22 protein-coding genes are annotated in these 25,942 nt (G+C 62.8%); 4 read left to right on the top strand and 18 right to left on the bottom strand.

Translation table 11 applies throughout. From position 1 onward, the window contains the following. Positions 1-21: 21 nt before the first annotated feature. The 4 genes from EB235_RS02080 to EB235_RS02065 form a co-directional block, all read right to left on the bottom strand. The gene (locus EB235_RS02080) at positions 22-1,686 is read right to left on the bottom strand and encodes an alpha-glucosidase (RefSeq protein ID WP_027032604.1); all 1,665 of its coding nucleotides are present in this window, start codon (positions 1,684-1,686) and stop codon (positions 22-24) included. Between the two features lie 4 nt (positions 1,687-1,690). After that, positions 1,691-2,845 carry a carbohydrate ABC transporter permease gene (locus tag EB235_RS02075; protein WP_027032605.1) on the bottom strand — a complete coding sequence of 385 codons (1,155 nt, stop codon included), beginning with the start codon at positions 2,843-2,845 and terminating at the stop codon, positions 1,691-1,693. Position 2,846: 1 nt separating this feature from the next. Next, complete coding sequence (locus tag EB235_RS02070; protein WP_027032606.1) at positions 2,847-3,860, bottom strand: carbohydrate ABC transporter permease; 1,014 nt, start codon at positions 3,858-3,860, stop codon at positions 2,847-2,849. Positions 3,861-4,098: 238 nt separating this feature from the next. After that, positions 4,099-5,454, bottom strand: coding sequence for an ABC transporter substrate-binding protein (locus EB235_RS02065; protein WP_027032607.1), 1,356 nt, complete (start codon positions 5,452-5,454; stop codon positions 4,099-4,101). A 362-nt stretch (positions 5,455-5,816) separates the two neighbouring features. Between EB235_RS02065 and EB235_RS02060 the strand changes: the two genes are divergently transcribed. Beyond that, on the top strand, positions 5,817-6,839 hold the full coding sequence (locus EB235_RS02060) for a substrate-binding domain-containing protein (RefSeq protein WP_032926631.1): 1,023 nt from the start codon (positions 5,817-5,819) through the stop codon (positions 6,837-6,839). A 132-nt stretch (positions 6,840-6,971) separates the two neighbouring features. Continuing rightward, positions 6,972-7,625 (top strand): hypothetical protein, encoded by a 654-nt coding sequence (locus EB235_RS02055; protein WP_155256457.1) that lies wholly within the window; start codon positions 6,972-6,974, stop codon positions 7,623-7,625. A gap of 21 nt (positions 7,626-7,646) precedes the next feature. Here the strand turns inward: EB235_RS02055 and EB235_RS02050 are convergent, their stop codons facing one another. The 14 genes from EB235_RS02050 to puuE form a co-directional block, all read right to left on the bottom strand. Continuing rightward, the gene (locus EB235_RS02050; protein ID WP_027032610.1) at positions 7,647-9,080 is read right to left on the bottom strand and encodes a S8 family serine peptidase; all 1,434 of its coding nucleotides are present in this window, start codon (positions 9,078-9,080) and stop codon (positions 7,647-7,649) included. After that, positions 9,070-9,738: a hypothetical protein gene (locus tag EB235_RS02045; protein WP_027032611.1), complete on the bottom strand. Its 669-nt coding sequence runs from the start codon at positions 9,736-9,738 to the stop codon at positions 9,070-9,072. Before EB235_RS02045 ends, EB235_RS02050 begins: the two co-directional genes overlap by 11 nt. Continuing rightward, positions 9,735-10,301, bottom strand: coding sequence for a sigma-70 family RNA polymerase sigma factor (locus EB235_RS02040; protein WP_027032612.1), 567 nt, complete (start codon positions 10,299-10,301; stop codon positions 9,735-9,737). Before EB235_RS02040 ends, EB235_RS02045 begins: the two co-directional genes overlap by 4 nt. 122 nt (positions 10,302-10,423) lie before the next feature. Further along, positions 10,424-11,263 carry an alkaline phosphatase family protein gene (locus tag EB235_RS02035; protein WP_027032613.1) on the bottom strand — a complete coding sequence of 280 codons (840 nt, stop codon included), beginning with the start codon at positions 11,261-11,263 and terminating at the stop codon, positions 10,424-10,426. A gap of 83 nt (positions 11,264-11,346) precedes the next feature. Continuing rightward, positions 11,347-12,933, bottom strand: a complete 1,587-nt coding sequence (locus EB235_RS02030) for an ABC transporter substrate-binding protein (protein ID WP_027032614.1) — start codon at positions 12,931-12,933, stop codon at positions 11,347-11,349. 174 nt (positions 12,934-13,107) lie between these two features. Next, positions 13,108-14,763 carry an ABC transporter ATP-binding protein gene (locus tag EB235_RS02025; RefSeq protein ID WP_027032615.1) on the bottom strand — a complete coding sequence of 552 codons (1,656 nt, stop codon included), beginning with the start codon at positions 14,761-14,763 and terminating at the stop codon, positions 13,108-13,110. Continuing rightward, positions 14,763-15,587 carry an ABC transporter permease gene (locus tag EB235_RS02020; protein ID WP_027032616.1) on the bottom strand — a complete coding sequence of 275 codons (825 nt, stop codon included), beginning with the start codon at positions 15,585-15,587 and terminating at the stop codon, positions 14,763-14,765. The genes EB235_RS02025 and EB235_RS02020 overlap by 1 nt, the downstream gene beginning before the upstream one ends. A 9-nt stretch (positions 15,588-15,596) precedes the next feature. After that, complete coding sequence (locus EB235_RS02015) at positions 15,597-16,556, bottom strand: ABC transporter permease (protein ID WP_027032617.1); 960 nt, start codon at positions 16,554-16,556, stop codon at positions 15,597-15,599. Positions 16,557-16,571: 15 nt separating this feature from the next. Beyond that, positions 16,572-18,158: an ABC transporter substrate-binding protein gene (locus EB235_RS02010; protein ID WP_027032618.1), complete on the bottom strand. Its 1,587-nt coding sequence runs from the start codon at positions 18,156-18,158 to the stop codon at positions 16,572-16,574. Positions 18,159-18,312: 154 nt separating this feature from the next. Then, positions 18,313-20,298: a CocE/NonD family hydrolase gene (locus EB235_RS02005; RefSeq protein WP_027032619.1), complete on the bottom strand. Its 1,986-nt coding sequence runs from the start codon at positions 20,296-20,298 to the stop codon at positions 18,313-18,315. A gap of 97 nt (positions 20,299-20,395) precedes the next feature. Continuing rightward, positions 20,396-20,989, bottom strand: coding sequence for a nucleoside deaminase (locus tag EB235_RS02000; protein WP_027032620.1), 594 nt, complete (start codon positions 20,987-20,989; stop codon positions 20,396-20,398). Then, positions 20,986-21,492: an ureidoglycolate lyase gene (locus tag EB235_RS01995; RefSeq protein WP_027032621.1), complete on the bottom strand. Its 507-nt coding sequence runs from the start codon at positions 21,490-21,492 to the stop codon at positions 20,986-20,988. Before EB235_RS01995 ends, EB235_RS02000 begins: the two co-directional genes overlap by 4 nt. Further along, a complete protein-coding gene (locus tag EB235_RS01990; RefSeq protein WP_027032622.1) occupies positions 21,489-22,352 on the bottom strand; it encodes a bifunctional allantoicase/(S)-ureidoglycine aminohydrolase in 864 nt (287 codons plus the stop codon). Before EB235_RS01990 ends, EB235_RS01995 begins: the two co-directional genes overlap by 4 nt. A gap of 10 nt (positions 22,353-22,362) precedes the next feature. Next, positions 22,363-23,781, bottom strand: coding sequence for an allantoinase PuuE (gene puuE / locus EB235_RS01985; protein WP_027032623.1), 1,419 nt, complete (start codon positions 23,779-23,781; stop codon positions 22,363-22,365). Between the two features lie 184 nt (positions 23,782-23,965). Here puuE and uraH point away from each other — a divergent pair, with 184 nt between their 5' ends. Together uraH and xdhA are read left to right on the top strand one after the other, a co-directional pair. Continuing rightward, positions 23,966-24,340, top strand: a complete 375-nt coding sequence (uraH, locus tag EB235_RS01980) for a hydroxyisourate hydrolase (protein WP_027032624.1) — start codon at positions 23,966-23,968, stop codon at positions 24,338-24,340. A gap of 3 nt (positions 24,341-24,343) precedes the next feature. Continuing rightward, positions 24,344-25,825, top strand: coding sequence for a xanthine dehydrogenase small subunit (gene xdhA, locus EB235_RS01975; protein WP_027032625.1), 1,482 nt, complete (start codon positions 24,344-24,346; stop codon positions 25,823-25,825). Positions 25,826-25,942: the final 117 nt, after the last annotated feature.

Genomic DNA, 25,942 nt, shown 5'->3' with positions numbered 1-25,942 from the left:
CCAGTGATGTCCTCAAAGATTTCAGTCGATGCGTCCGAACCAGGCGCCGTAGCCGCCGAATTCGATCGAACCGGTGCTCGCCTGTCCGGAAAAACCGTGTCCCGGCAAAGGTTGCAGTGAGCGGCTGCCAAGGTCAATCTTGGCCGGCTTGGCGCCGAGGTTGAAGGCACAGACGATCTGCTCATTGCCGGCGCGGCGGGTGAAGGCGACGGTGTCGCCCTCGCTTTCGATGAAAGTGATATCGCCCTTGGCCAGCACCGGATGGGCGCGGCGGAAGGTGAGGAAGCGCCGGTAGTGCTCGAGCAGCGAAGCCTGGTCGCCCTGCTGGACATCGACTGCCTGCGACAAATGCTTCGCCGGCACCGGCAACCAGGGCTTCGCCTGGGAAAAGCCGCCATTCTTGGCGCCGTCATCCCACACCATGGGCGTGCGGCAGCCATCGCGGCCCTTGAATTCCGGCCAGAAACGGATGCCATAGGGATCCTGCAGATCCTCGAAGCGCAAATCGGCCTCGCCGAGTCCGAGTTCCTCGCCCTGGTAGATGCAGACCGAGCCGCGCAGTGACATCAGCAATGCCGAGATGACCTTGAGATAGGCGGTCGGATCGGCCTCGTTGGCAGCCCAGCGCGAGGCCGGGCGCATCACGTCATGGTTGGAAAAGGCCCAGCACGACCAGCCGTCGCTGGCGACCTTGCCGAAGGCTTCCAGCACCGAGCGGACCTTGCCGGCACTGATCTTTTCCGGCGCCAGGAAGTCGAAGGAATAGCACATGTGCACGCGCTTGCCGCCGGCGGTATAGGCTGCCACCACTTCCAGACCGCGCTGCGAATCGCCGACCTCGCCGACCGCGGCGGTCGCCGGATACTCGTCGAGCAGGGCGCGGAAACGTTCGAGGAAGCCGAGGTTTTCCGGGCGGCTCTTGTCGTAGAGGTGATCCTGGTAGTTGTAGGGATTGACCGCCGGCGCGGTCTGGTCGTTGCGCTCTTCTGGCGGCAGTGGCGGATTGTTTTCCAGGCCCTGGCTGTGGAAGTAGAAATTGATCGTGTCGAGGCGGAAACCGTCGACGCCGCGTTCCAGCCAGAAGCGGGTGACGTCGAGCAGTGCGTCCTGGACCTCGCGGTTGTGGAAGTTGAGGTCGGGCTGTTCGGCCAGGAAATTGTGCAGATAATATTGCTGGCGGCTGGTGTCCCATTGCCAGGCCGATCCGCCGAAGATCGACAGCCAGTTGTTGGGCGGTGTGCCGTCGGGCCTGGCGTCCGCCCAGACATACCAGTCCGCCTTGGGATTGGTGCGGCTCGACCGGCTTTCCCCAAACCACGGGTGGCTGTCCGCGGTGTGCGACAGCACCTCGTCGATCATCACCTTGAGACCCAGCCTGTGCGCTTCCGCTGTCAGTGCGTCGAAATCGGCCAGCGTGCCGAACATCGGGTCGACGTCGCAATAGTCCGAGACGTCGTAGCCGAAATCCTTCATCGGCGACTTGAAGAAGGGCGAAATCCAGATTGCATCCGCACCGAGTGCGGCGATGTAGGGCAGCCGTTCGATGATGCCCTTGAGGTCGCCGATGCCGTCGCCATTCGAATCCTGGTAGCTGCGTGGATAGATCTGGTAGATGACAGCACCTCGCCACCAGTCGCGGTCGGCGGCGAGGTCAGGGTTCGAACTGGCTTTCAAAGCGGATTGCATGGTCTCAGCCTCCTTTGACGGAACCGGCAAGCAGCCCGCGGACGAAATAGCGCTGCAGCGAGAAGAACACGATCAGCGGCACGATGATGGTCACAAAGGCCGATGTCGTCAGAATCTCCCAATCGCCGCCGCGCGAGCCAAGCAGCGCGTTGAGCTTGGCCGTCAGCACGATCTGGTCTGCTTCCGTACCCAGGAAAACCATTGCCACCAGCAGATCGTTCCATACCCACAGGAACTGGAAGATGGCAAACGACGCCAGCACCGGGAATGACAGCGGCAGCACGATCTTGACGAAGATCTCGAAATCGCTGGCGCCATCGATGCGCGCCGATTCCATGATTTCGCGCGGCAGGCCGGCAATATAGCTGCGCAAGAGATAGATGGCGAAGGGCAGGCCAAAGCCGGTATGCGCCAGCCAGATGCCGAGATAGGTCTTCGACGGCACGCCGAAGAACGTGCCGACGCCGTTGTAGAGCTTCAACAGCGGGATCAGCGACATCTGCAGCGGCACCACCAGCAGGCCGATGATGACCGCAATCAGCAGTGCGCGGCCGGGAAAGCGCATCCAGGCCAGCGCATAGGCGGCAAAGGCGGCGATCAGGATCGGGATGACCGTCGCCGGAATGGTGACGGTCAGCGAGTTCATGAACGAGCGGCCGATGCCTTCGGAAAGCAGCACGGTTTTGTAATTGTCGGTGGTGAATTTCGGCGGCGCCGACGAGGCGTAATAGACGCGCTGGCCGCGGTCGCCCTCGAACGCCTTGGGCGAGACCATGACGAAGCTGCCGTCGGCATTGACCTGCAGGGTGACGCCGTCACCGAGATCGGCCGAACTGCCGGCCGGATACTGCGTCGGGGCCGCCGCCTTGACGCCGAAGGCGCTGATCGCGCGCTTGGCGCCGTCGCCGAAGATGTTGCCCTCGAGAACGAACTTGCCGTCCTTCTGGGTCTGCGCCGAGGCGGGCGGCAGTCGGCCGGCTTCGGTCTGGCTGGAGCTGGAGAACGAATTCCACCAGCCCGAAGCTATGATCTGGTCCTTATCGCGCAGCGAGGAGACCAGGATGCCGAGTGTCGGGATGGTCCAGATCGTGACAAAGATCAGCACCGCGATGTGGACGCCGAAGCGGCTGGCAAAGGAATTTCCGGTCGCGACGGCCATCTCAATGCCCTCCCGTTTCTTTGTTGGCCTGGCGGATGTTCCAGACCATGATCGGAATGACCGCGATCATGATGATGATGGCGATTGTCGCGCCGCGGCCGAAATCGCCGCCGCCGCGGAACATCCAGTCGAACATCAGATTGGCCAGCACCTGGCTGTTCCATTGACCGTTGGTCATGGTCAGCACGATGTCGAACACTTTCAAAACCAGGATGGTGATGGTGGTCCACACCACCGCGATGGTGCCCCAGATCTGCGGCACCATGATCTTCCAGAAGATCTGGAACGGGTTGGCGCCGTCGATGACGGCGGCTTCCAGCGTCTCTTCTGGAATGCCGCGCAGCGCCGAGGACAGGATGACCATGGCAAAGCCGGTCTGGATCCAGATCAGGATGACCATCAGGAAGAAATTGTTCCAGAACGGCAGCGATATCCAGACCTGCGGCTGGCCGCCGAAATGCTGGATGATGGCGTTGAGGATGCCGATCTGCACCTGGCCCTCGCCGCGATACTCGTAGATGAATTTCCAAATCACGCTGGCACCGACGAAGGAGATCGCCAACGGCAGGAAGATCAGGCTCTTGGCGATGGTGCCCCACCATATCTTGTCGGTCAGCACGGCAATGATCAGGCCAAGGAAGGTGCAGGCGGCGGGCACCACGGCCAGCCACAGCACGTTGTTGAGGATCGAGTTGCGGAAATCGCGGTCGCCGAACGCCCATTGATAATTGGCCAGGCCGACGAAATTGATGCCGCCGCGATCGAGGAAGGAGAGCCGCAGCGTCTCGATCACGGGATAGATCAGATAGATAGTCAGGATGATCATCGCCGGGCCGACGAACAGCCAAGGCCGGACCAGGCCTTGCCGGCGAAGATTGTCGATGGCCGCAGCGCCGGCGACGCCGCGCGATGGGAATATCAGGTCGACCAGTCTGTTGGCGCCCCAGAAATAGGCGACGCAGCCGCCGACGCCGATGATGATGACAAAGATGGCCGAGAAAATCTGAGACGCCATGCATTCCTCCCCTGCGGATGATCCAGCGAGGCTTGATAGCCTCGGGACCAGGCGCCGATTCAGTTGTTTTGGAGCGCAATCGGCCGCTTTAAAAATCTCGCATGCGGATTGCGCTTCATGTCGATGCGCTCATGACGAAACGGGGCGGCGTGGGCCGCCGTCGGATCCGGGCCGGCAAGGCCCGGATCCCTGCGAAGATGAAGCGGCCGCCCGCTCGGCGGCCGGCCCGATCAATCGTTTACTTGATGCCGTCCCAGCTCTTCTGGATGTCTGTGGCGACGTCCTGGGCGGACTTGCCGCCGACCAGGTCGATCATGCCGGTCCAGAAGGCGCCGGCGCCGATCTTGCCCGGCATCAGGTCGGAACCGTCGAAGCGCACGGTCGTCGCTCCGACCAGGATCTCGCCCTGCTTCTTCAGGGCTTCGCTGCCATAGGCGTCCTTGTTGGCTCCCTTGAAGGGGGTGACGAAGCTTTTCTGCGCCATCCACAATTCATGCGCGAGCGGCATCTGCAGGAACTTGATGAACTCGTGAGATGCCTTGGAATCCTTGGTGATCATCACCAGCGTTCCGGCCACTTCCAGCGGCGTGCCGAGCTCCGGCTTGGAGGCGTAGGGCGGATAGTTGAAGAAGTCCGCATCCTGACCGAGCTTGACGCCCTCCGGGAAGAAGGAGGGGATGAACGATGCCTGATGATGCATGTAGCATTTCGGCGGTACGGAGAAGAGGCCCTTCGGGCTGTCGCGGAAATCGGTCGCCGCGACCGCCTTGGCGCCGCCGTCCACCATTTTATCGTCGGTGGCGATCTTGCCGAAAATGTCGATGGCATTGACCACGGCGGGGTCGTTGAACGGGATCTCGTTTTTCACCCACTTGTCGTAGACCTCAGGCGGCTGCGTGCGCAGCATGATGTCCTCGACCCAGTCGGTCGCCGGCCAGCCGGTGGCGCCGCCGGAGCCAAGCCCGATGCACCAGGGCTTGCCGCCATCGGCGATGATCTTCTTTTCGAGCTCGGCCAGTTCCTCTTGGGTCTTGGGGACCTTGTAGCCGGCTTCCTGGAAATTATCGGGCGAGTACCAGACCAGCCCCTTCACGTCGATCTTGTAGGGAAGCGCATAGAATCCTGGCTTGCCGTCCTTGCCTGCGAAGGTGCCAAGCTTGGCCCAGGAGTCGCCGGCCGCGTAGTTTTCCTTGACCCATGCGGCAACGTCGTCGCCCAGCGGGGTCAGAACGCCCTTGGACGCAAGATCCTGGATGAGGCCCGGCTGCGGCAGGATGGCGATGTTGGGCGGGCTACCCGCCTGGGTGTCGATAACGATCTGCTGTTCGTAGTTTTCCGACGAGGAATATTTGATCTCGACGCCGGTGGCTTCGGAGAAATAATCGAGCACCGAACGGGCTAGTGCCTCATCCTCGCCGCGCCACGGTCCGAAGATGGTCAGGGTCTCGCCCTTGAGGTCGACTTTCTTGAGGTCTTCGAAATTTGCCCAGTGAAAGCGCTTGTCCTCGCCGGGCTTGAACTTCAGTTCGGCATGCGCGGGCGTATTCAGGGCGAGCGCAGCGAACGCGACACCCAGCAAAAGCATTTTCTTCATCGGTATTCCCTCCCAGTGGGTCACATACACCGGACGGAACCTCCATTCCGTCCGCCGAAGCTGCAGGACTGTGACTCAGTCGCAAGGGAACCGCAACCTTTCGAAGAGTCTTCCAAAGCGCTTTGGCTTTCTCGATCACGCCATTGATTCATTCAGGAGTCAAGAGGGATGGTGGGCTAATCGATTTAAGTTGGCGCAATTAAAGCTTAAAAGTGCGCTGCAGCATGCTTTTATGGCGGTGCAACAGTAATTTTTGTTTCAAACCTGCCCAAACCACGCTTATGCTTGCCTCGATGCCGTTGCGCCCTTGTGGCGCTTGGGTCGATTCAATTTAAAAGCGCTTTGAGGGAATGGAGATCTTTGTGAACCTCAAGCAGCTCGCGCATATGCTGGCGCTTTCGCAGACCACGGTGAGCCGGGCGCTGAACGGTTACCCGGAGGTCAACGAGGAAACGCGCAGGCGCGTCATGGACGCCGCCAAGCGCCATGGCTATCGCCCCAATCCAAGCGCTCGCAGGCTGGCGACCGGCAAGTCCGGCATGATCGGTTATGTCTTGCCGACGGGTGCGGCCGTCGACATCGACCCGCACTTCGTCGAATTCCTGTCCGGCCTCGGCGACTACGCCCGCTCGCATGAGCTCGACCTCGTGCTGTCGCCCGCCGATGCCGACGACCAGGAGACGACCTATCGGCGCATCGTCGCCAACCGGCAGGTCGATGCCGTCTATATCTCTTCGCCGAAGCCTCAGGACAGCCGGGTGGCGCTGGTCAGCACGCTCGGCATTCCCTTCCTAGTCCATGGCCGCAGCGAAGGCTTCGAGTTCGACTACCCGTATCTCGACATCGACAATGAGGGTGCCTTTCACGAGGCGGCGCGGCTGCTGGTCCAGCTCGGCCACCGGCGGCTGGCGCTGATCAATGGCGACGACCGCGAGACCTTCGCCATTCATCGCGAGCGCGGCGTGCGTCGCGCTCTCGCGGCCAGCGGACTGAACCTGGGTGAGCGCAATGTCTGCTCGGTGGTCATGACCGAAGAAAACGGCTATCGCGCCACCAGGCGTCTGCTGGAGGCGAGCGACGCACCAACGGCGATCGCCTGCTCCAGCCTGATCATGGCGCTGGGCGTCGTGCGCGCCGTGCGCGACCTCGGCCTCACCATTCCAGGCGACGTCTCGCTGATCGCCCATGACGACGTCTTTCCCTGGCTGAAGCCCGAGAATTTCTCCGTGCCGCTGTCGACGACGCGCTCATCCATCCGCCTCGCCGGCGCCCGCGTCGCCGAGCGGCTGGCGGCGCGGATATCGGGTCTGGAAGAGGGTGCGCGAGGTGAGGTCTGGCCGGTCGACCTGGTGGTTAGGGGATCGGTCGCGGGAGCGCCGGCCTAGGGTAAGGTCCAATCACAGTGAACGACCGAAAGCGCGCCTTCTAATGCGTGTCACTCAAAAGTGACCTCGGTTTTGAAGCGCCGACGATGGCCTCTTAACGCCCCATTAGCCCGCTTGTTCGAACATGGGCTGATGAACACCAACCAGCCCAGCACGGCTTTCGGCCGTCGCGGGCGCGCGAGTCGCGCCCCGGCTGCGCCGGTTGACCGCATCGCAAGGCCAGCGCGCCCTGTAGGGCATATCGTGTTTCTGCTTGGCTTGACGGGTCTTTTGCTGACTGTTGCCGGTGCAATCTTCTGGACGTTGCCAGGCATCGAAAAGGCAAATGCGGAAGCCGCGCGGACAGAACAGAAAGTGGTCGAAATCGTCAACCAACCGGTTACCCATCTGCCCCGCTCCGGGTCATTCTCGGTGTTTTCACCGGGCTGGTTTCATCAGGGCGCGACAAAACCGGACTTCAACAACGTCGATATCCGCGCCACACAGGAACGCAACTATGAGGGCTATGTCACTTCAGACGTAAACCCCACCGAGATGTTCATCGGACGTGAACTCGAATTCAACGCGATGACCAAATATTTCTACACCGATCGAACACTGCCCAAAAAGCGGTTGTCCGACCCGGAAATGGTCGAAATCAATGGTCTCTACCGCGTCATCGGCCACGATGAGCAGGCGGTATTGATGCGGTGGCTTGTTATATCAGGGCTGGCTGTCGTCGGGCTTTGTCTTGCATCCGCGTTGCTTCTGCAAATCGGTCGAACCCGCGAACTCCCGGCAGCATGAAACAGAAGCCAGGAGCAAAACTCACTCCTTTGCCGCCTCCGCCGCCTTGATGTCCAGCAGCCCATAGCCGAAGTCGTTGTCGCGCCCCTTGGGGCCGAGATCCTTCGCTGTTGCCGCCAAAGCCTTCTCGATGTCGTCGGCTGAGCGGTCGGGCGAAGCATGGATGAGATTGGCGATGGCGCCGCTGACGATAGCCGCCGCGAAAGACGTGCCGGTGACGACGTCCGAGCCCGCCCCGCTCGGCGCCACCATCTCGACGCCCGGCGCCGAGATGAAGACATAGGCGCCGCGATTGGCCTGCGGCATCAGCCCGTCCTTGGCGTCGGTGGCGGTCACCGCGATGACGCCGTCGAAGGCGGCTGGATAGCCATAGGGCGCTTTCGGCCCGTTGTTGCCGGCGGCGGCGACCAGCACGATGCCGAGCGCGCGGGCATTGCGGCAGGCGGTGCCGAGCAGCTCGTTCTTCGGCCCGACGAAGCTCATATTGATGACGCTGACATTCTGCTCCGCCGCCCAGTCGAGCGCCGACAGGATGACGTCCATGGTCGACTTACCGCCTTCGAAGGCACGCGCGTGATAAATCTTGGCGCCCGGCGCCATGCCTTCCAGCGCGCCGACGCCGGCGATCAGCCCATCGACCGAAGTGCCATGGTCGCGCTTTTCGATCGGCACGTCCGGCATGGCGTCGAACTGTGCGGCGATGACGCCGGCCAGCGCCGGATTGGTGTCGTCGATGCCGGTATCGATGACGGCAACCCTGACGTTTTCGCCGCTGGCCTGTTTGGAATCGAGTTCGATGTGGTCGAAGGCGTAGTTCACAATGCCCGCGGCCTGCTGCAGCGAATAGATGTGATTGGGCTCGCGCCGCTGCGTGCGGCCATCGGCGGCGAGCTGCGCCAGCACGACGCCGACCGGACGGCCATCGGGAATGCCGAAGCGCACCAGCGTGGTGCCGAGCAGCCGGGACTGGCGCTGCGAACGCACTTCGAGGCCGAAGGAGGCGGCGATCTGCTGTACGGCGCCGGCATCACCGCCGACCGTTACCAGCACCTCGTCGGGCACGAAATCGCCGGCCACGGCGCGCGGCGGCTGAACGGCAATGAGATCGGTCGGCGCGGCGATCGGACCGCCCGATGGCGGACTGGCCTGATTGTTGGCGGGCGGCGGCGCCGGCTCTGGTGTCGGCACCGGTGCCGGGGGCGCCACCGGATTGGGAAACAGGTCGACGATCAAAGCGGGGAGAAAGACGGCGCCGGCCTGATCGGTGTCCGATCCGGCCTTTGCACCGCTGCCGTCCTTGGCGCAGTCGGGCGCCGTCGCATTGGCGCCGTTGCGGCAGTCGATTTTCGTTTGGTCGCCATTGGCGGCGTTGGTTTGCGCCGACGCGGGCACGGCAGCGATTGTCATCGCCGCCGCCAGGATCGCCGCAAATCGAAGGGCCGCCTCAGCCGCCATCAACCGGTTTCCTTCCCTCGATCACAGTGTCAGTGAAAGGCTGGGCAGCAATAAGGCCGAGTTGCTTTGCATAGTCTGCGGCGTTGGCTGCGGGAATGCCGAGCCGGAACACACCGTCGGCGCTCGGCCCGCCGATGATCTTCAGCCCATTGCCGCCGAGGAAGCCCGAAATATCGGACATCTTCGCATCCGGCTTGAACTTGACGAGCGCGAACGGCATTTTCGCCAGGTCGTCTTCCGCGCCGGCGATTTCGAAATTGCCGCCTTTGCCGCCAGGCTGCACCAGAGACTGCACCGCGATCAACGCCAAGAGGACCGCGGCCGCCGCCCAAGCGACGCCGACCGGCACCGCCATGAAACGGCCCCAGGCCTGCGCCAGCCAGGACGAGCCCGCCGGCTTGCGCGCCGGCCCTGCCTCGGCGTCGAGCGCCCTGGCGAAGCGGCTGAGCGCATCGGCCGGCGGGCGGATCGCTTCATTGGCGGCCGATGTGCCGGAGAATTCGGCCTCGGCCTCGCCAAGGGCTGCCATTGCGGCTGGATCGGTCGCCAGCCATTCCTCGACGGCTTCGAGGTCGGAGCCTTCCAGCGAGCCGCTCAGGTAGAACGGCAGCAGCGTTTCCATGTCGTCGCGGCGCGACATTTTTTCAGCGGCACTCATGGCCACCCCCTGTCGTAACCGGCAGCCTTGAGGGTTTCGCCGAGTTTCTTGCGGGCGTAAAACATCCGGGTCTTGACGGTCGCGACCGGGATGCCAAGCACCTCGCCGATCTCCGTCACCGACTGTCCGTGGTAATAGGCAAGGTCGATCACCGTGCGGTGTTCTTCGGGCAAGGCATCGATGAAGCGGCGCAAGGCGGCGGCCTTGTCTTCCTTCATGGTGACGACCTCAGGCGTGTCGGCGCTGTCGGGCACCGCGGCGGCGGCCTCGTCGTCGATCCAGTCTTCCTTTTTCTTGCGCAGCAAGGACAGCGCCTTGAACCGGGCGATGCCGAGCAGCCATGTCGAGACTTCGGAGCGCCCTTCGAAGCCTGGCGCCTGGCGCCACAGTTCGAGGAACACCTCATTCGCGATATCGTCAGCCATCATTTCCGATCCCGTCTGGCGCGCCACGAAGCGGTAGACCCGCGCGTGGTGACGCATGAACAGGAGCCGCACGGCGGCACGGTCGCCCTTCGCGACCCGGTCGACAAGCGCGCGATCGGTCTCCGTCGCTGCCGTCATGGCCGGTCGAGCCGCCTGGCTCCTGTCTGCTCTGTCGCTGATCGGTGCAAAAAGGTTCATCCTCCGCCAAGGAATTTGCGGAGGCTAACCGAAGTAGGGGGCGGTTGCCAGAGCCGCCCCGCTCAACTCAAGAAGGGCTTCGCTTTCATCGTCGCCGGCACCGCCACACCCAGCCGGCCCAACACCGTCGGCGCCAGCTGCAGCTGGTCGAGCAGCGTGTCGGCCTGCGGTCCTTTGCCGGATCCGAAGTAATAGAGCGCGAAATCCTGCATCTCGTCGTCATGGCCGCCATGGTGGCCGCGATCCGTCTGGCCATGGTCGGCGGTGACCATTACCTCGTAGCCGGCTTCGATCCAGCCCGGCAGGAAGGCCGCCAGCATGCCGTCCATGGCGTAGACGGCATGATCCATCTCATGGCAGTCATGGCCGAAGCGATGGCCCATCGAATCCAGCGTGCAGGTGTGCAGGATGCCGTAGTCGATGCCATGGCGTTTGGTCAGCATGGTCAGCGTCGCGAGCAGGTCGACATCGCTCGGCGTCATCTGGTTGCGCTGGTTATAGCCGGTCATGGTGTGGAAGCGGCCATGCGTGATCGGCCCGCCTGGCTCATCATATTCCATGTCCTCGACCAGGTCGAACGGATAGGACCGGAAGAATTCCGACCAGTAGGAATGGGTGACGGCACCCGTCTTGCCGCCGGCCTTGCTGACTTCGGAGAAGATGTCCGGCTGCGCGACACGAAAGCGATTCTCGTTGGAGAGGATGCCGTGCACCTGCGGTGAAACCCCAGTATGGATCGAGGCATAGCAGCAGGCCGAGGTCGACGGCAGCACCGAGCGCATCTTCCAGACCCGTGCCTCGCCCGATTGCACCCAGCCTTCGAGATTACCCATCAGCCGGCGCCAGTTCCGGTAAGGCACGCCATCGAGGATGATCAGCAAAAGCTTGGATTGGAGCGCCATGGGCTTTCCCCCGCGATTGTCCGTTGAAACGAGTGCGCCGCGTGTCGCATGGACACGCGGCGCTTGTCAGTGTCAGCTCGATGTCAGGCGTTCAGCCAGCATTCGCCGAGCGCGTACCCATCCATCATTTCGCCGATTGGGTTCTTGACCCAACCCGCGATCTTGTTGGTCGCGGCGGCGTCGATGAACTGGTTGAAGAAGGGCACGATCAGGCCGCCTTCGTCGCGCATCATGACCGCCATGTCGTGGTAGATCGCCTTGCGCTTGTCCTGGTCGAGCTCGCCGCGCGCGGTGAACAGCATCTTGTCGAATTCCGGCCGCTTGAAGCGCGTGTCGTTCCAGTCGGCTGTCGAGACGTAACCCGTGGAATACATCTGGTCCTGCGTCGCGCGTCCGCCCCAATAGGAGAGCGAGAAGGGTTGCTTGTTCCAGACTTCGGACCAGTAGCCGTCGCCGGGCTCGCGCTTGATCTCGATCTTGATACCGGCTTTGGCCGCACTCTGCTGATAGAGCTGGGCGGCGTCGACGGCGCCGGGGAAGGCGACATCGGAGGTACGCAGCAGGACGGTGCCGCTGTGGCCGGACTTTTTGTAGAGGGCGGCGGCCTTTTCCGGATCGAATTTGCGCTGCTCGATGGCGGTAAACAGCGGGTAGGCTTCGTTGATCGGGAAGTCGTTGCCGACAGAGCCGTAGCCGCGCAGAATCTTCTCCAGCATTTCCTCGCGGTCCATGGCGAGCTTGAGCGCCATGCGCAGATCGTTGCTGTCGAAGGGCGCGGTGTCGCAGAACATGTTGAACGGGTAGTAGCCCTTGCCGGAGACGTTCTCGATGGTGACGCCCGGGATGCGCTTGACCAGGTCGACGACCTTGGGCTCGACGCGGTTGATCATGTGAACCTGGCCACCCTGCAGCGCGGCAAGCCGCGCCGTCGCGTCGTTGATAACGACGATCTCGACCTGGTCGGCATGGCCGGCCTTGTCGCCTTGCCAGTAGTTGGCAAAGCGCTCGCCGCCATGGCGCACGCCCGGCTGGTTGACCGTAACCTTGTAGGGACCGGCGCTGATACCGGCATTCGGATTGTCCCTGCCGCCATTCGGCTGGATGACGAGATGGTAGTCGGCCATCAGATAGGGGAAGTCGGCATCCGCGTCGCCCAGCGTGACGATCACTTCCTTGCCGCTTGCCTTGACGCCCTTGATGTTCTTGAGGATGCCGAGCGCGCCCGACTTCGACTTCTCGTCGGCATGGCGCTCGATGGTGGCGGCAACGTCTTCGGCGCTGACCGTCTTGCCATTGTGGAATTCGATGCCGTCACGGACCTTGATCGTCCACGTCTTGGCATCCTTGGAAGCGCCGATGTCTTCGGCAATCAGGTTGACCAGCTTGTTGTCCGGGCTCAGCCGGGCAAGATACTCGCCCCACTGCTTGCTGAAACTGTAGGTAACCTGGCTGAGGTTCAGCGCCGGGTCGAGGCTGTTGGTCGATTCGCCGCCCTGCAGGCCGGCCTTGATGATGCCGCCCTTGACCGGCGTCTGCGCGAAGGCTTTGCCCGCCAATGTCGTTGCCAATGCCGCCGAGACGCCAAGTGCCGCGGTGCGGCCGAGGAAGTCGCGGCGTGAGATCCGGCCCTGGCCCGCGAGTTCAGCGAGATAATCGAATTCAGTCTTCATGTCCTACCCCTAGTTAAAAACGTCGCACAAGCAGCGCCCGTCCGGAAGGACGTTTGACGCTCTCGTGTTGCATATGAATGACGGCAGTAGCCGCCGCCGGGCGGATCGTGTCTATGTCTTTGTTTTAATGCGATTTCGAAGGGAGAACCGTTTCAAACTCTTCCTGCAATTGGTCTAGTTCCCCGCGCTGGCCATGCGCCGTCCCTTGATTGCCTTCTCCAGCCAGCCGATCTCCATTTCCGGAACGGACGACAAGAGAAGATCGGTATAGGCATCAAAGGGCGGCGTCAGAACCGTGCTCTTCGGCCCATAACGCACCACCTCGCCGCGATACATCACCGCGATCGAATCGGCGATCGACTTCACCGTTGCGAGGTCGTGGGTGATGAACAGATAGGCGACGTTTTCTTCCTTCTGCAGGTCGAGCAGCAGCTTGAGGATGCCGTGGGCGACAAGCGGGTCGAGTGCCGAGGTCACCTCATCGCAGATGATCAGCTTCGGCTTGGCAGCGAGCGAGCGGGCAATGCAGACGCGCTGCTTCTGGCCGCCGGAAAGCTCGGCCGGATAGCGATCGACAAACCCCTTGCCCATCTCGATCTTGTCGAGCAGTTCGGCAACGCGCTTGTCGCGCTCGCGGCCGCGTATGCCGAAATAGAATTCGAGCGGCCTACCGATGATGGTGCCGACGGTCTGGCGCGGGTTCATCGCCACGTCAGCCATCTGGTAGATCATCTGCAACTGGCGCAGATCCTCCTTCGGCCGGTCGGCAAGCCGGTTGGCCAGCGGGCGTCCGTCGAAGGTGACAGTGCCTTCCTCGGGCGGCAAAAGCCCGGTGATGGCGCGCGCCAGCGTCGATTTGCCGGAGCCGGACTCACCCACCACGGCCAGCGTCTGGCCGGGATAGATGTCGACCGAGACGTTTTTCAGCACCTTGATGTGGCTGCGGCCATAGGCGGCGGTGACGTTCTTCACCGACAGGAACGGCGCGGTGCCGGGCTTCTGTTCGGCATGCTCGATCTCATGCACCGAGACCAGCGCGTTGGTGTATTCCTGGCGCGGTTCCTTGATGATCTGACGGGTGCCGCCCCATTCGACGAGCCTTCCGTGGCGCAGCACCATGATCTCGTCGGAAACCTGGGCGACCACGGCGAGGTCGTGGGTGATGTAGAGCGCCGCGACATGGGTGTCGCGGATGGCATCCTTGATCGCCGCCAGGACGTCGATCTGCGTCGTCACGTCGAGCGCGGTGGTCGGTTCGTCGAAGACGATCAGGTCCGGTTCGGAACACAGCGCCATCGCTGTCATCACGCGCTGCAACTGGCCGCCCGAAACCTGGTGCGGAAAGCGTTCGCCAATGGTTTCGGGGTTCGGCAGGCTGAGCTTCTTGAACAGCGCCACGGCCCGCTTCTCGGCCTCGGCGCGTGTCGCTGTGCCGTGCAGCAGCGTCGCCTCCACCACCTGGTCCATCAGCTTGTGGGCTGGGTTGAAGGCTGCCGCCGCCGATTGCGCGACATAGCAGACCTCGCGGCCGCGCAGCTTGCGGAAGCCGTCCTTGCCGGTCTTGAGGATGTCGCGGCCGTTGAGGATGACCTCGCCGCCGGTGATGCGCACGCCGCCACGGCCATAACCCATGGACGACAGGCCGATGGTCGACTTGCCGGCACCGGATTCGCCGATCAGGCCCAGCACCTTGCCCTTTTCCAAAGTCAGCGAAACATCATGCACCAGCACGATGTTCTTCGGCGCCTCGCCGGGCGGATAGACGGTGGCCTCGATGCGCAGATTGCGGATGTCGAGCAGCAGGCCTGGTTTCGCTTTGGTATCGGCCATCACCCGCGCCCTCCCTTCAGGCTTGTCGTCCGGTTGAGCACCCAGTCGGCGACGAGGTTGACGGAAATCGCCAGCATGGCGATCGCCGCCGCCGGGATCAGCGCCGCGCCGATGCCGAACACGATGCCGTCCTTGTTTTCCTTGACCATGCCGCCCCAATCGGCGTCCGGCGGCTGTACGCCAAGACCAAGGAAGGACAGCGTCGACAGGAACAGCACGGCGTAGATGAAGCGCAGGCCGAGCTCCGAGACCAGCGGCGACAGCGCATTGGGCAGGATCTCGCGAAAGATGATCCAGCCGCTGCCTTCGCCACGCAGCTTGGCGGCTTCAACATAATCCATGACATTGATGTCGACCGCAACCGCCCGCGACAGGCGGTAGACGCGGGTCGAGTCGAGAATGCCCATCACCAGGATCAGCGTCACCAGATTGGTAGGCAGCACGGAAAGCACGACGAGGCCCATGATCAGGGTCGGGATCGACATCAGGAGATCGACGAGGCGCGACAAAAGCGTGTCGTACCAGCCGCCGAACACCGCCGCCGAGAAACCGAGTATGGCGCCGAGCGAGAAGGATAGCGCGGTGGCGAGCACGGCGATGAACAGCGTGATGCGGGCGCCATAGATCATGCGCGACAGCAGATCGCGGCCGAGATTGTCGGTCCCCAGCCAATGCGCCGCCGACATCGGTTCCCAGACGTCACCAATGATCTCGCCATTGCCGTGTGGTGCGATCCAGGGTGCGAAGATCGCCGCCAGCACGAACAGCGCCGTCAGGATGATGCCGATCAGCGCGGGGATGGGGATGCGTTTGATGTCGAGCATATCCGCCCCCTATTTCGGATGTCTGAGGCGCGGATTGGCGACGATCGCCGCTATGTCCGCAATGATGTTCAATGTGATGTAGACGGCGGCAAAGATCAGGCCGACGGCCTGCACCACAGGAACGTCGCGCTTGGTGACATGGTCGACGAGATACTGTCCCATGCCTGGATAGACGAAGATCACCTCGACCACGACGACGCCGACGATCAGGTAGGCGAGGTTGAGCATGACGACGTTGATGATCGGCGCGATGGCATTGGGGAAGGCGTGCTTGCGGATGACGTTGAAGGCCGACAGGCCTTTCAGCTCCGCCGTTTCGACATAGGCCGACTGCATGACATTGAGGATCGCCGCACGCGTCATGCGCATCATATGGGCAAGCACCACCAGCGTCAGCGCCGTCGCCGGCAAGGCGATCGCCTGCATGCGCTCACCGAATGGCATGCCGTCATAGACAGTCGAGATGCCGGGGAAGATCTGCCACTTCACGGCAAAGAAGTAGACGAGGACATAGCCGATGAAGAACTCGGGGAAGGAGGTCGAGGCGAGCGCCAGTCCGGAGATCAGCTTGTCGACCCAACCATTGCGGTAGCGCACCGCGATCAAGCCGAGAATGATCGCCAGCGGCACGGCAACGATAGCCGCCCAGAAGGCGAGGAACAACGTATTCCAGAGCCGGCCCTTGATCGACGTGGCAATGTCCTGGCCGCTCGACATGGCGGTTCCCAGGTCACCGGTCAGCACACCGCCAAGCCAATGGAAATACCTGACATAGGCGGGCGCATTGAGACCGAGCTGCTCGCGCAGATTGGCGAGCGACTCCGGTGTCGCCGATTGTCCGAGAATGGCTTGTGCGACGTCGCCGGGCAGGATCTGGGTGCCGGCGAAGATCAGGACCGAGACGGCCAACAAGAGGACTATGCCCAGCGCAATGCGCTGGGCAATCAGCTTCAAGATGGGTGAAGACATATCCGCAAAGCCGGCTCAGGCCTGCAGCCAGCACTTCGCCAGGGCGTAACCGTTCATCAGTTCCTGATGCGGATCGTCCACCCAGCCGTCGACCTTGGCGCCTGTCGCGTCGATGAACTGGTTGAACATCGGCAGGATCAGACCGCCATCGTCGCGCACCATGACGGCCATGTCGTGGTACATCGCCTTGCGCTTGGTCTCGTCGAGCTCGGCGCGCGCCGCCAGCACCATCTTGTCGAAATCCGGACGGATGAAACGGGTGTCGTTCCAGTCGGCCGTCGACAGATAGGCGGTCGAGTACATCTGGTCCTGCGTCGAGCGCCCACCCCAGTAGGAGGCGCAGAAGGGCTGCTTGTTCCAGACTTCCGACCAGTAGCCGTCGCCCGGTTCGCGCTTGATCTCGAGCGTGATGCCGGCCTTGGCCGCGCTCTGCTGGAAGAGCTGGGCCGCATCGACGGCGCCGGGGAAGGCGACATCCGACGTGCGCAGCAGCACCGAGCCGTCATGACCCGACTTCTTGAAGTGGAACTTGGCCTTGTCCGGATCATACTTGCGCTGCTCGATCTCGGTGAACAGCGGGTAAGACGCGTTGATCGGGAAGTCGTTGCCGAGCGAGCCGTAGCCGCGCAGCACCTTGTTCAGCATCTCCTCGCGGTCGATTGCCAGCTTCAGCGCCATACGCAGATCGGCGTTGTCGAAGGGTGCCGTGTTGCAATGCATGATGAAGACATAGTGGCCGGGGCCGGCGTGGTTGCGGATGGTCACGCCCGGCACCCGCTTGATCAGGTCGACGATCTTCGGCTCGACGCGGTTGATCATGTTGACCTGACCGCCCTGCAGGGCCGCCGTGCGCGCCGTCGCATCGTTGATGACGATGATCTCGATCTGGTCGGCATGGCCCATCTTGTCGCCCTGCCAGTAATTGGCGAAGCGTTCACCGCCATGGCGCACGCCAGGCTCGTTGGTGGCGATCTTGTATGGGCCGGCGCTGATGCCGGCGTCCGGCTTGTCCTTGCCGCCATTGGGCTGGATGATCAGGTGATAGTCGCTGAGCAGGTAGGGAAGGTCGGCATTCGGCTCCTTCAGCGTCAGCACCACTTCCTTGCCGCTGGCCTTGATGGTCTCGATACCTTTCATGTAGCCGAGCGCGCCCGACTTCGACTTTTCATCGGAATGGCGCTCGAGCGTGGCGGCCACGTCTTCGGCGGTCACGGTCTTGCCATTGTGGAATTCGATGCCGTCACGGATCTTCAGCGTCCACACCTTGGCGTCCGGCGACGAGCCAATCTCCTCGGCGATGCGGTTCTCGAGCTTGCCGTCGGGCGACAGCTCGACGATCAATTCGCCCCACATCTTGCCGAAGGCGAACGGAACCTGCGTCATCATCAGCGCCGGGTCGAGGCTGTTGGTGGATTCACCGCCGACCAGGCCGGCCTTCAGCGTGCCACCTTTGACCGGGCCGGCCGCACGGGCCGCGCTGGACAGCAGCGAATTGGCGAAAGGTGCGGCGATGCCGAGCGCTGCGGCGCGACCGAGAAAATCACGACGGCTCAGCTTGCCTGCTGCGACACGCCGGCTAAGGAATTCGAGTTCGTTCGACATTTTGAGTTCCTCACTCTGTTGGTTCGACTCTGCGGTCGATTTTCTTTGTTAATTCTCCCTGAATAATGAGGGTAAGCTAATGCCGTAAGCAAGACCGAATGCGACATGCTGTGGCGTAAATCGTGCGTCGCATTTGGACCAACGGCTTCGGCGCTCAGACCAGCGCGCGTGGAATCTTTTTCTCGAAATTGCGCTCAAAGACGATTTTTTCACCCTCATAGGCCTCGATTCTGGCACTGACGATGAAGTTTTGCGCGTCCGATCGCATCTCGGCCCATGTCTCGGTACGCACCGACCATCCATTTCGCGACAGTGTCTGCGTCCAGTGGGTTTTTCCCGAGGCTGACAATGGATTGTCAGGATGGATAACCCAGCTCTCGCGGGCGATGCTGCCATTGACCAGGCCATGGTCGAGATCGCGCACCTCGCCGAAATCATCGGATATGGAAAGCGTGACGATTCCGGTCTTCTCGTCGCGATCGACATGACGTTCGGAATTGGCGGCACGCACCGTTTCGGTCGCCCAGGGCGTGGCACCTTCCGGCTCGGCGAACGTCACTTCGTCGCTTGTCGCCAGCGGGCGCATCGGCAAGGAGAGCGTCGCAGCCGACAAGATGAGGCGCACCGGTTCCGGCGACGGCCAGATCATTGGCCAGTAGGCGTTCGACACGGCAATGCGCAGGCGGTGGCCGGCCGGCACGCGATAGGCGCATTGATCGAGCACGACGCGCGCGGAGACGGTCTCATCAGGCACCAGCGCCTGCGGGAACTCATGCGAGTTGCGGTGTGTCAGGTTGAGCACGCCATAGGAGATCAGTTCCGAGGCGCCGTCGGGATGCACATCGCACAACCGGACCGCGATATTGGCCTGCGGGCGATCGGAGGAGAAGGTGACCTTAACGTCCGGTGCGCCGACAATGTCGATCGCCTCGGTCAGTTCCGGTTGGTCGAAACACACCGACAGCGCATCGTCGGGGCGCTGGTCGCCCGGCAGTTCCGGGCCGAAGGTGAACGGGAAATACTCGCCGCCGGCGAGGCCGCAGGTCTGCGGCGAGGCGACGATGGCGGGTTTGCAGCCCGCCGCGATCAACTCGATCTTCTCCGTCTTGATGGCGGGCGACGGCCATTCTTTCTCGGCCACCCAGCGGCCAGGTCGCTCGGGATGCCAGCGTGCCGGGCGCACGCTGTCCATCACATAGGCGCGGTAGGCCGGATCGTTCTCGACGCCGGTCTCGGCCCCCTTCAGCCAGTGGTCCCACCAGCGCAAGGCTTCCTGCAGGAAGCCGATAGCCGGCTGGGGTCCGGCGTAGTGCGGATATTTGTGGATCCAGGGGCCGACGATGCCCTTCACCGGCGCTTCGATGCTGGTGACGAGATTGGAGATCGTGTTGCGGTAGCCGTCGTGCCAGCCGCCGATCGACAACACGGCCGCCTTGACCACGGAAAAATCCTCACAGATCGAACCGCGTTTCCAGTAGGCGTCGCGATGCTGATGGCTAAGCCATAACGGCAGCAGGAAGGACTGGTTCTCCAACCGCGTCAGCCACAGATCGCGCCAGCGGTTGTCGCCTGCGATCAGGGGGTCCGGCGGCCGCGACGAATAGGACAGCATCGTCGAGGCCCAGCCGAAATTCTCGATCAGCAGGCAGCCGCCCTTGTAGTGGATGTCGTCGGCGTAGCGGTCGACGGTCGAACACAGGCTGATCACCGCCCTCAGCGCCGGCGGCTGTTTGGCGGCCACCTGCAGGCAGTTGAAGCCGCCCCAGGAAATGCCCATCATGCCGACATTGCCGTTGCACCAGGGTTGAGCCGCCGCCCAGGCGATGACGTCGCAGGCGTCCTGCAATTCCTGTTCGGAATATTCGTCGTCCATCAGCCCTTCGGAATCGCCATTGCCGCGCATGTCGACACGGATCGAGGCATAGCCGTGGCCGGCGAAATAGGGATGCGTCAACTGGTCGCGAAAAATGGTGCCATCGCGCTTGCGGTAGGGCAGATGCTCGAGGATGACAGGCACCGGATCGTCGCCGGCATCCTCCGGCATCCACACCCGCGCCGACAGCCGGCAGCCATCCGGCATGACGATGCCCATGTCAGGGAACTCGATGACCTTGCGGGGAAATTCGGTGATGGTTTTCATGGGCTGGCATAACGCCCCGCGGCGCGCCAACTTTCAATCGCCATTCGCGACTGGAGCAGCGAAATATGCGACCTGTGCCGCTACCTGTCGCACACCCTCAATTCAGCGGAATGTCGTTCTCAGCCTTGCTTTCCTGATAGGCGCCGGACAGTTCGTCGTAGCGTGCCGAGATCTTGCCGATACGCGCTTCCAGCCGCTGGCGGTCTGCCTCGGGCAGCGCCCGCACCAGCCGACGGATGGAAAAGCTCTTCCAATAGGCATTCTCGGCATTGTAGCCGCCGGGGTCGAGGGTGAAGACCTCTTTCAGGATCTTCAGATCGTGCGGGATGGCAAAACTGTCGCGCGAATCTTCATGGCTGAACAGATAGTAGAAATTGTCGAAGCCGGTCCAGGTGATAGCCGACAGGCAGAGCGAACAGGGCTCATGCGTGGCGATGAAAAGTGCGTCCTTGGTGTCGACGCGTTCCGCCTTTGGCATTTCGTAGAATCGCTTCAGGCAGTGCACCTCGCCATGCCAGAGCGGGTTTTCCATCTCGTTGTTGGTCTCGGCCAGCACCAGCGAGCGGTCGTCCTTGCGCAGGATCGCCGCCCCGAACAGCTTGTTGCCGTGTGAGACACCCTCGGCCGTCTTCGGCACAATGTCGTGCTCGATGACGTCGAGCAGGCGGTCGATCAGCGAAATGTCGGTCATGAAAGAATCCCGTCGGGGAGATGGATCTCGTAGGCGTGCGAGAAATGGAATTCTTCGAGGTTGGAGCCGTCACCGCCACGGTCGACAATCAGGAAATCCTGAGCCTCGCCGAGCGGCGTCAGCACGCCATGCCAAAGATTGCGGGAATAGTTGATGCCTTGTCCGGGCGCGGTGATGAAGGCGTGCGGCTCGCCCGGCCCCTCCTTGCCGTCACGGCAGACGACGACCAGGAATGGCCGCGGCGACAGCGGAATAAAAGCCTGGCTGCCGAAGGGGTGACGCTCGACCATGGTCAGCTTCAGCGGCAGTTCATAAGGCGTGCCGCGCACCATCGAGATCAGCACGCGGGCGTTCGGCCCTGCTGCTTCGGCGGTGGCAAGGTCGTGGTAGCGCTCGGCGCGCCCGCCATTGATCGGGTAGTGATTGTCGCCGCCCATGTCGATGACATCGCCGAAGGGGGCAAATGCCGCACGGGTCAGCTTCTGTGCTGTGATGCGGGTCACCGCGCGCGACCGCCAATGCCCGCCCCGCCGAGCTTGGCGTGCCGGTTGACGTCCTTGTAGAGCAGATAGCGGAATTTTCCCGGCCCGCCGGCATAGCAGGCCTGCGGGCAGAAGGCGCGCAGCCACATATAGTCGCCGGCCTCGACCTCGACCCAGTCCTGGTTGAGGCGATAGACCCCCTTGCCCTCCAGCACATAGAGACCGTGTTCCATGACATGCGTCTCGGCGAAGGGAATGACGGCGCCGGGCTCAAGCGTGACGATCGTCATATGCATGTCGTGGCGCAGATCGGCCGGATCGACGAACCGCGTCGTCGCCCAGCGGCCCTCGGTGCCGGGCATCGGCGTCGGTGCGATCTCCTGCTCGTTGGCGAAGAAAGCTTCCGGTATGTCGAGACCATCGACCACTTCGTAAGTCTTGCGAACCCAATGGAAGCGGACTGGCGCCTTGCTTTCGTTGCGAACCGTCCAGCCGCTGGCCGGTGGCAGGAAGGCGAAGCCGCCGGGGCTTAAGCTATGCTTCTTGCCGGCGAGCAGAACCGTCAATTCGCCTTCGACCACGAACAGGGCCCCCTCGGCGCCGGCGTCGGGCTCCGGCCGCTCGCTGCCGCCGCCGGGCGCGACCTCGACGATGTATTGCGAGAAGGTCTCGGCGAAGCCGGACAGCGGGCGCGACAATATCCAGACGCGGGTCTTGTCCCAGAACGGCAAGGCGCTGGTGACGATGTCCTGCATCACCCCCCTGGGGATGACGGCATAGGCCTCGGTGAAGACGGCGCGGCCTGTCAGCAACTCTGTCTGGCCAGAATGGCCGCCATGCGGCGCATAATAGGTTCGCTTGGGCATCGTGATCGTATCCATGGGTTCAAACCTATCGCGGTAGCATATCCCTGAGGCGGAGCAGCGCGATGCGCTCCACCTGTTTGCAGGCGGTATCGAGTTCGACGCCACGGCTGTTGCCGATGCGCGCCTCGAACTCCGCCAGGATCTCTTCCTTGGTCTTGCCCCGCACCGCGATGATGAAAGGGAAGCCGAAGGTGGTGACGTAGGCGGCGTTGAGCTTGGAAAACAGTTCGCGTTCCTTATCGGTCAAGGCGTCGAGGCCGGCGGAGGCCTGTTCTTTGGTTGATTCCGCCGTCAGCCGTCTCGCTTTGGCCAGCTTGCCGGCAAGGTCGGGATGGGCGTTGAGTACGCCCAGCCGCTCGGTCTCGCTGGCGGCGCGGAAGATACGGCAGAGCGCATTGTGCAGGCCGCCCGCCGTGTCATGCGCCGGACCGAGCTCCAGCTCGTAGGCCCGCTCGGCAATCCAGGGCGAATGTTCGAACACGCCGCCAAAGGTGTGAACGAAGGTTTCGAATTCCATCTTCGAAGGTCTGCGTGCTGCCGGCTTGTAGGGATGGTTCTCTTGCCAGTGTTTGGCGATGTCGATGCGCCGTGCCAGCCAGACTTTGTCGTGCGACCTGACATAGTCGACGAAACGCTTCAGCGCGGCCACTCGGCCCGGCCGCCCGACGAGCCGGCAATGCAGGCCGATATTCATCATGCGTGGCCGGCCGGCCTTGCCCTCGGCATAGAGCGTGTCGAAACTGTCCTTCAGATAGGCAAAGAACTGATCGCCCGAATTGAAGCCCTGCGGCGTGGCGAAGCGCATGTCGTTGGCGTCGAGCGTATAGGGAATGATGAGCTGCGTGCCGCCGCTGTGCTCGAACCAGTAGGGCAGTTCGTCGTCATAGGTGTCGGAGACGTAGTCGAAGCCGCCCTCTTCGGCCACGATGCGCACCGTGTTGACCGAGGTGCGGCCCGTATACCAGCCGGTCGGACGCTCGCCGGTCACCTCGTAGTGCAGCTTGATCGCCGCTTCGAGGTCGCGGCGCTCGTCCTCGGCGCTATGGTCGCGGTAGTCGATCCATCTCAGCCCGTGCGAGGCGATCTCCCAGCCGGCTTCCTGCATGGCGGCGACCTGATCGGGCGAGCGGGCGAGTGCTGAGGCAACGCCGTAGCAGGTCACTGGCACTTCGGCCTCGCTGAAGAGGCGCAACAGCCGCCAGAAGCCGGCCCGCGCGCCATATTCATAGATTGATTCCATGTTCCAATGGCGCTGGCCGACCCATGGGGCGGCGCCAACGATCTCCGACAGGAACGCTTCCGAGGCCTTGTCGCCGTGCAGCACGCAGTTCTCGCCGCCCTCCTCGTAATTGACGACGAACTGCACCGCGACATGCGCGCCGCCGGGCCATTTCGGATCCGGCGGATTGGCTCCGTAGCCGCGCATGTCTCTGATATAACGCATTGCCCCTCCTGCCGGGCATTGCCCGAAAGTGTGATCAGGATATCGAAAGGGTGCTTCTCGCATTCCCCCGAAAATTTTTGAAAGTGTTTTTGTCGCACTCCGCTCGACCGGGACTTATGCATCGCCTTTAATTGGCGCACAATTCATCACTATTGTTCTGATGTACCAGGATGGGAGGCGGCCAATGGCAGAGACGTCGAAAGCCGATGGCGGGCGCCTGACGACCCACGTGCTGGACACGGCGACCGGCAAGCCGGCGGCCGGGTTGTCAATCGCGCTCTATCATCTCGATGGCGCCGCACGCACGCTGCTGAAGACGGTCGCAACCAACGGCGATGGCCGTTGCGATGCACCGCTGCTGGCAGGCAGCGAATTCCGCACCGGCGAATACGAACTGGTGTTCGCCGCCGGCGACTATCTGCGCGGCCAGGGCATAAAGCTGCCTAATCCCGCCTTCCTCGACAGCGTGCCGATCCGCTTCGGCATGGCCGACGCTGTTCACTATCATGTACCATTGCTGATCTCGCCCTACGGCTATTCGACCTACAGGGGGAGCTGAGGCATGGCCAAGATTTCTATCCGCAACGAGATCCGCTTCATCCTGAATGGCCGGGATGTCGTGCTGTCGTCGGTGGCGCCTGATGCGACCTTGCTCGACTGGCTGCGGCTTGACCGTTCGCTGCGCGGCACCAAGGAAGGCTGCGCCGAGGGCGATTGCGGCGCCTGCACCGTGCTGGTCGGCAAACTCACGGCTGGCGGCTTGGTCTATGAAAGCGTCAATGCCTGCATCCGCTTCCTCGGGTCGCTGGACGGCACCCATGTCGTGACGGTGGAGCAGCTGCGCGGCGAACCCGGCCAGTTGCATCCCGTCCAGCAGGCGATGGTCGATTTCCACGGCTCGCAATGCGGCTTCTGCACGCCGGGCTTCGTCATGTCGCTCTACGGCCTTTGGATGAAATCACCCGACCCGTCGAACGCGGCCATCGAAAAAGCTTTGCAGGGCAATCTCTGCCGCTGCACCGGCTACGAGGCGATCATGCGCGCCGCGCACGCCATCTCCAGCTATGGCAAGGCGGCGAAGGATCCGCTGGCGGCGGAGCGCAAGGCGATCACGGCGAGGCTGGAAGCCATGCATGACGGTGCGCGGGTCGAGATCGGTTCGGCCAAGGCGCGGCTTATCGTGCCGGCCAATGTCGACGATTTCGCCACAGTGCTCGACAAGGAGCCGGGCGCCACCATCGTTGCCGGTTCGACCGATGTCGGCCTGTGGGTGACCAAGCACATGCGCGATATTTCACCGGTGGTCTTCATCGGCAATCTCGATGGGCTGTGCACCATCTCCGAAGACAAGGGCGTGATATCGATCGGCGCCGGCGTCACCTACACCGAAGCCTTCTCGAGGCTCGCCAAACGCATCCCGGCACTGGGGCCGTTGTTCGACCGCATCGGCGGCGAACAGGTGCGCAACATGGGCACCATCGGCGGCAACATCGCCAACGGCTCGCCGATCGGCGACACGCCGCCGCCCTTGATTGCGCTCGGTGCGCGGCTCACGCTGCGCAGGGGCAAGAAGCGGCGCACCATCCCGCTGCAGGATTTCTTCATCGCTTACGGCAAGCAGGACCGGCAGCCGGGCGAATTCGTCGAGGCGGTGCACGTGCCCGTGCCCGCCAAGGACACGAAATTTGCCGTCTACAAGATCACCAAGCGCCGCGACGAGGACATCACGGCGGCACTCGGCGCCTTTTTCCTGACGCTGGCCAAGGACGGCACGGTCGCCGATGTGCGCATCGCCTATGGCGGCATGGCGGCGACGCCGAAGCGGGCATCTTCTGTCGAACAGGCGCTGCGCGGCAAACCCTGGACCGAAGCGACGGTCGGGACGGCGATGGCTGAATACGCCAGGGATTTCACCCCGCTCACCGACATGCGGGCGTCAGCCGAATACCGCGCTCTGGCGGCGAAAAACCTGTTGCTGCGCTTCTTTGCTGAGACCAGTGGCACCAGGGAGCCGATCCAGGTTTCAAGAGACGAGGCGGCCTGATGTGTATCAACTCCAGTGAACGAACAGCCGAACGGTCGTGGATAGCGTCCTTCTCCCCGTTCACGGGGAGAAGATGCCGGCAGGCAGATCAGGGGCGGCGCCGTCGTGGATCGGTGT

This window comes from Mesorhizobium loti R88b (assembly GCF_013170845.1).
Lineage (GTDB): Bacteria > Pseudomonadota > Alphaproteobacteria > Rhizobiales > Rhizobiaceae > Mesorhizobium > Mesorhizobium loti_B.
The sequence above is the reverse complement of the archived record's forward strand: the minus strand, read 5'-3'. Positions and strand labels throughout refer to the sequence as shown.

Excerpts from the sequence above, each read along its gene's own strand:
- EB235_RS02080 (WP_027032604.1), bottom strand. The coding sequence starts at position 1,686 with ATGCAATCCGCTTTGAAAGCCAGTTCGAACCCTGACCTCGCCGCCGAC.
- EB235_RS02075 (WP_027032605.1), bottom strand. The coding sequence starts at position 2,845 with ATGGCCGTCGCGACCGGAAATTCCTTTGCCAGCCGCTTCGGCGTCCAC.
- EB235_RS02070 (WP_027032606.1), bottom strand. The coding sequence starts at position 3,860 with ATGGCGTCTCAGATTTTCTCGGCCATCTTTGTCATCATCATCGGCGTC.
- EB235_RS02065 (WP_027032607.1), bottom strand. The coding sequence starts at position 5,454 with ATGAAGAAAATGCTTTTGCTGGGTGTCGCGTTCGCTGCGCTCGCCCTG.
- EB235_RS02055 (WP_155256457.1), top strand. The coding sequence starts at position 6,972 with ATGAACACCAACCAGCCCAGCACGGCTTTCGGCCGTCGCGGGCGCGCG.
- EB235_RS02050 (WP_027032610.1), bottom strand. The coding sequence starts at position 9,080 with ATGGCGGCTGAGGCGGCCCTTCGATTTGCGGCGATCCTGGCGGCGGCG.
- EB235_RS02045 (WP_027032611.1), bottom strand. The coding sequence starts at position 9,738 with ATGAGTGCCGCTGAAAAAATGTCGCGCCGCGACGACATGGAAACGCTG.
- EB235_RS02040 (WP_027032612.1), bottom strand. The coding sequence starts at position 10,301 with ATGACGGCAGCGACGGAGACCGATCGCGCGCTTGTCGACCGGGTCGCG.
- EB235_RS02035 (WP_027032613.1), bottom strand. The coding sequence starts at position 11,263 with ATGGCGCTCCAATCCAAGCTTTTGCTGATCATCCTCGATGGCGTGCCT.
- EB235_RS02030 (WP_027032614.1), bottom strand. The coding sequence starts at position 12,933 with ATGAAGACTGAATTCGATTATCTCGCTGAACTCGCGGGCCAGGGCCGG.
- EB235_RS02025 (WP_027032615.1), bottom strand. The coding sequence starts at position 14,763 with ATGGCCGATACCAAAGCGAAACCAGGCCTGCTGCTCGACATCCGCAAT.
- EB235_RS02020 (WP_027032616.1), bottom strand. The coding sequence starts at position 15,587 with ATGCTCGACATCAAACGCATCCCCATCCCCGCGCTGATCGGCATCATC.
- EB235_RS02015 (WP_027032617.1), bottom strand. The coding sequence starts at position 16,556 with ATGTCTTCACCCATCTTGAAGCTGATTGCCCAGCGCATTGCGCTGGGC.
- EB235_RS02010 (WP_027032618.1), bottom strand. The coding sequence starts at position 18,158 with ATGTCGAACGAACTCGAATTCCTTAGCCGGCGTGTCGCAGCAGGCAAG.
- EB235_RS02005 (WP_027032619.1), bottom strand. The coding sequence starts at position 20,298 with ATGAAAACCATCACCGAATTTCCCCGCAAGGTCATCGAGTTCCCTGAC.
- EB235_RS02000 (WP_027032620.1), bottom strand. The coding sequence starts at position 20,989 with ATGACCGACATTTCGCTGATCGACCGCCTGCTCGACGTCATCGAGCAC.
- EB235_RS01990 (WP_027032622.1), bottom strand. The coding sequence starts at position 22,352 with ATGGATACGATCACGATGCCCAAGCGAACCTATTATGCGCCGCATGGC.
- puuE (WP_027032623.1), bottom strand. The coding sequence starts at position 23,781 with ATGCGTTATATCAGAGACATGCGCGGCTACGGAGCCAATCCGCCGGAT.
- uraH (WP_027032624.1), top strand. The coding sequence starts at position 23,966 with ATGGCAGAGACGTCGAAAGCCGATGGCGGGCGCCTGACGACCCACGTG.
- xdhA (WP_027032625.1), top strand. The coding sequence starts at position 24,344 with ATGGCCAAGATTTCTATCCGCAACGAGATCCGCTTCATCCTGAATGGC.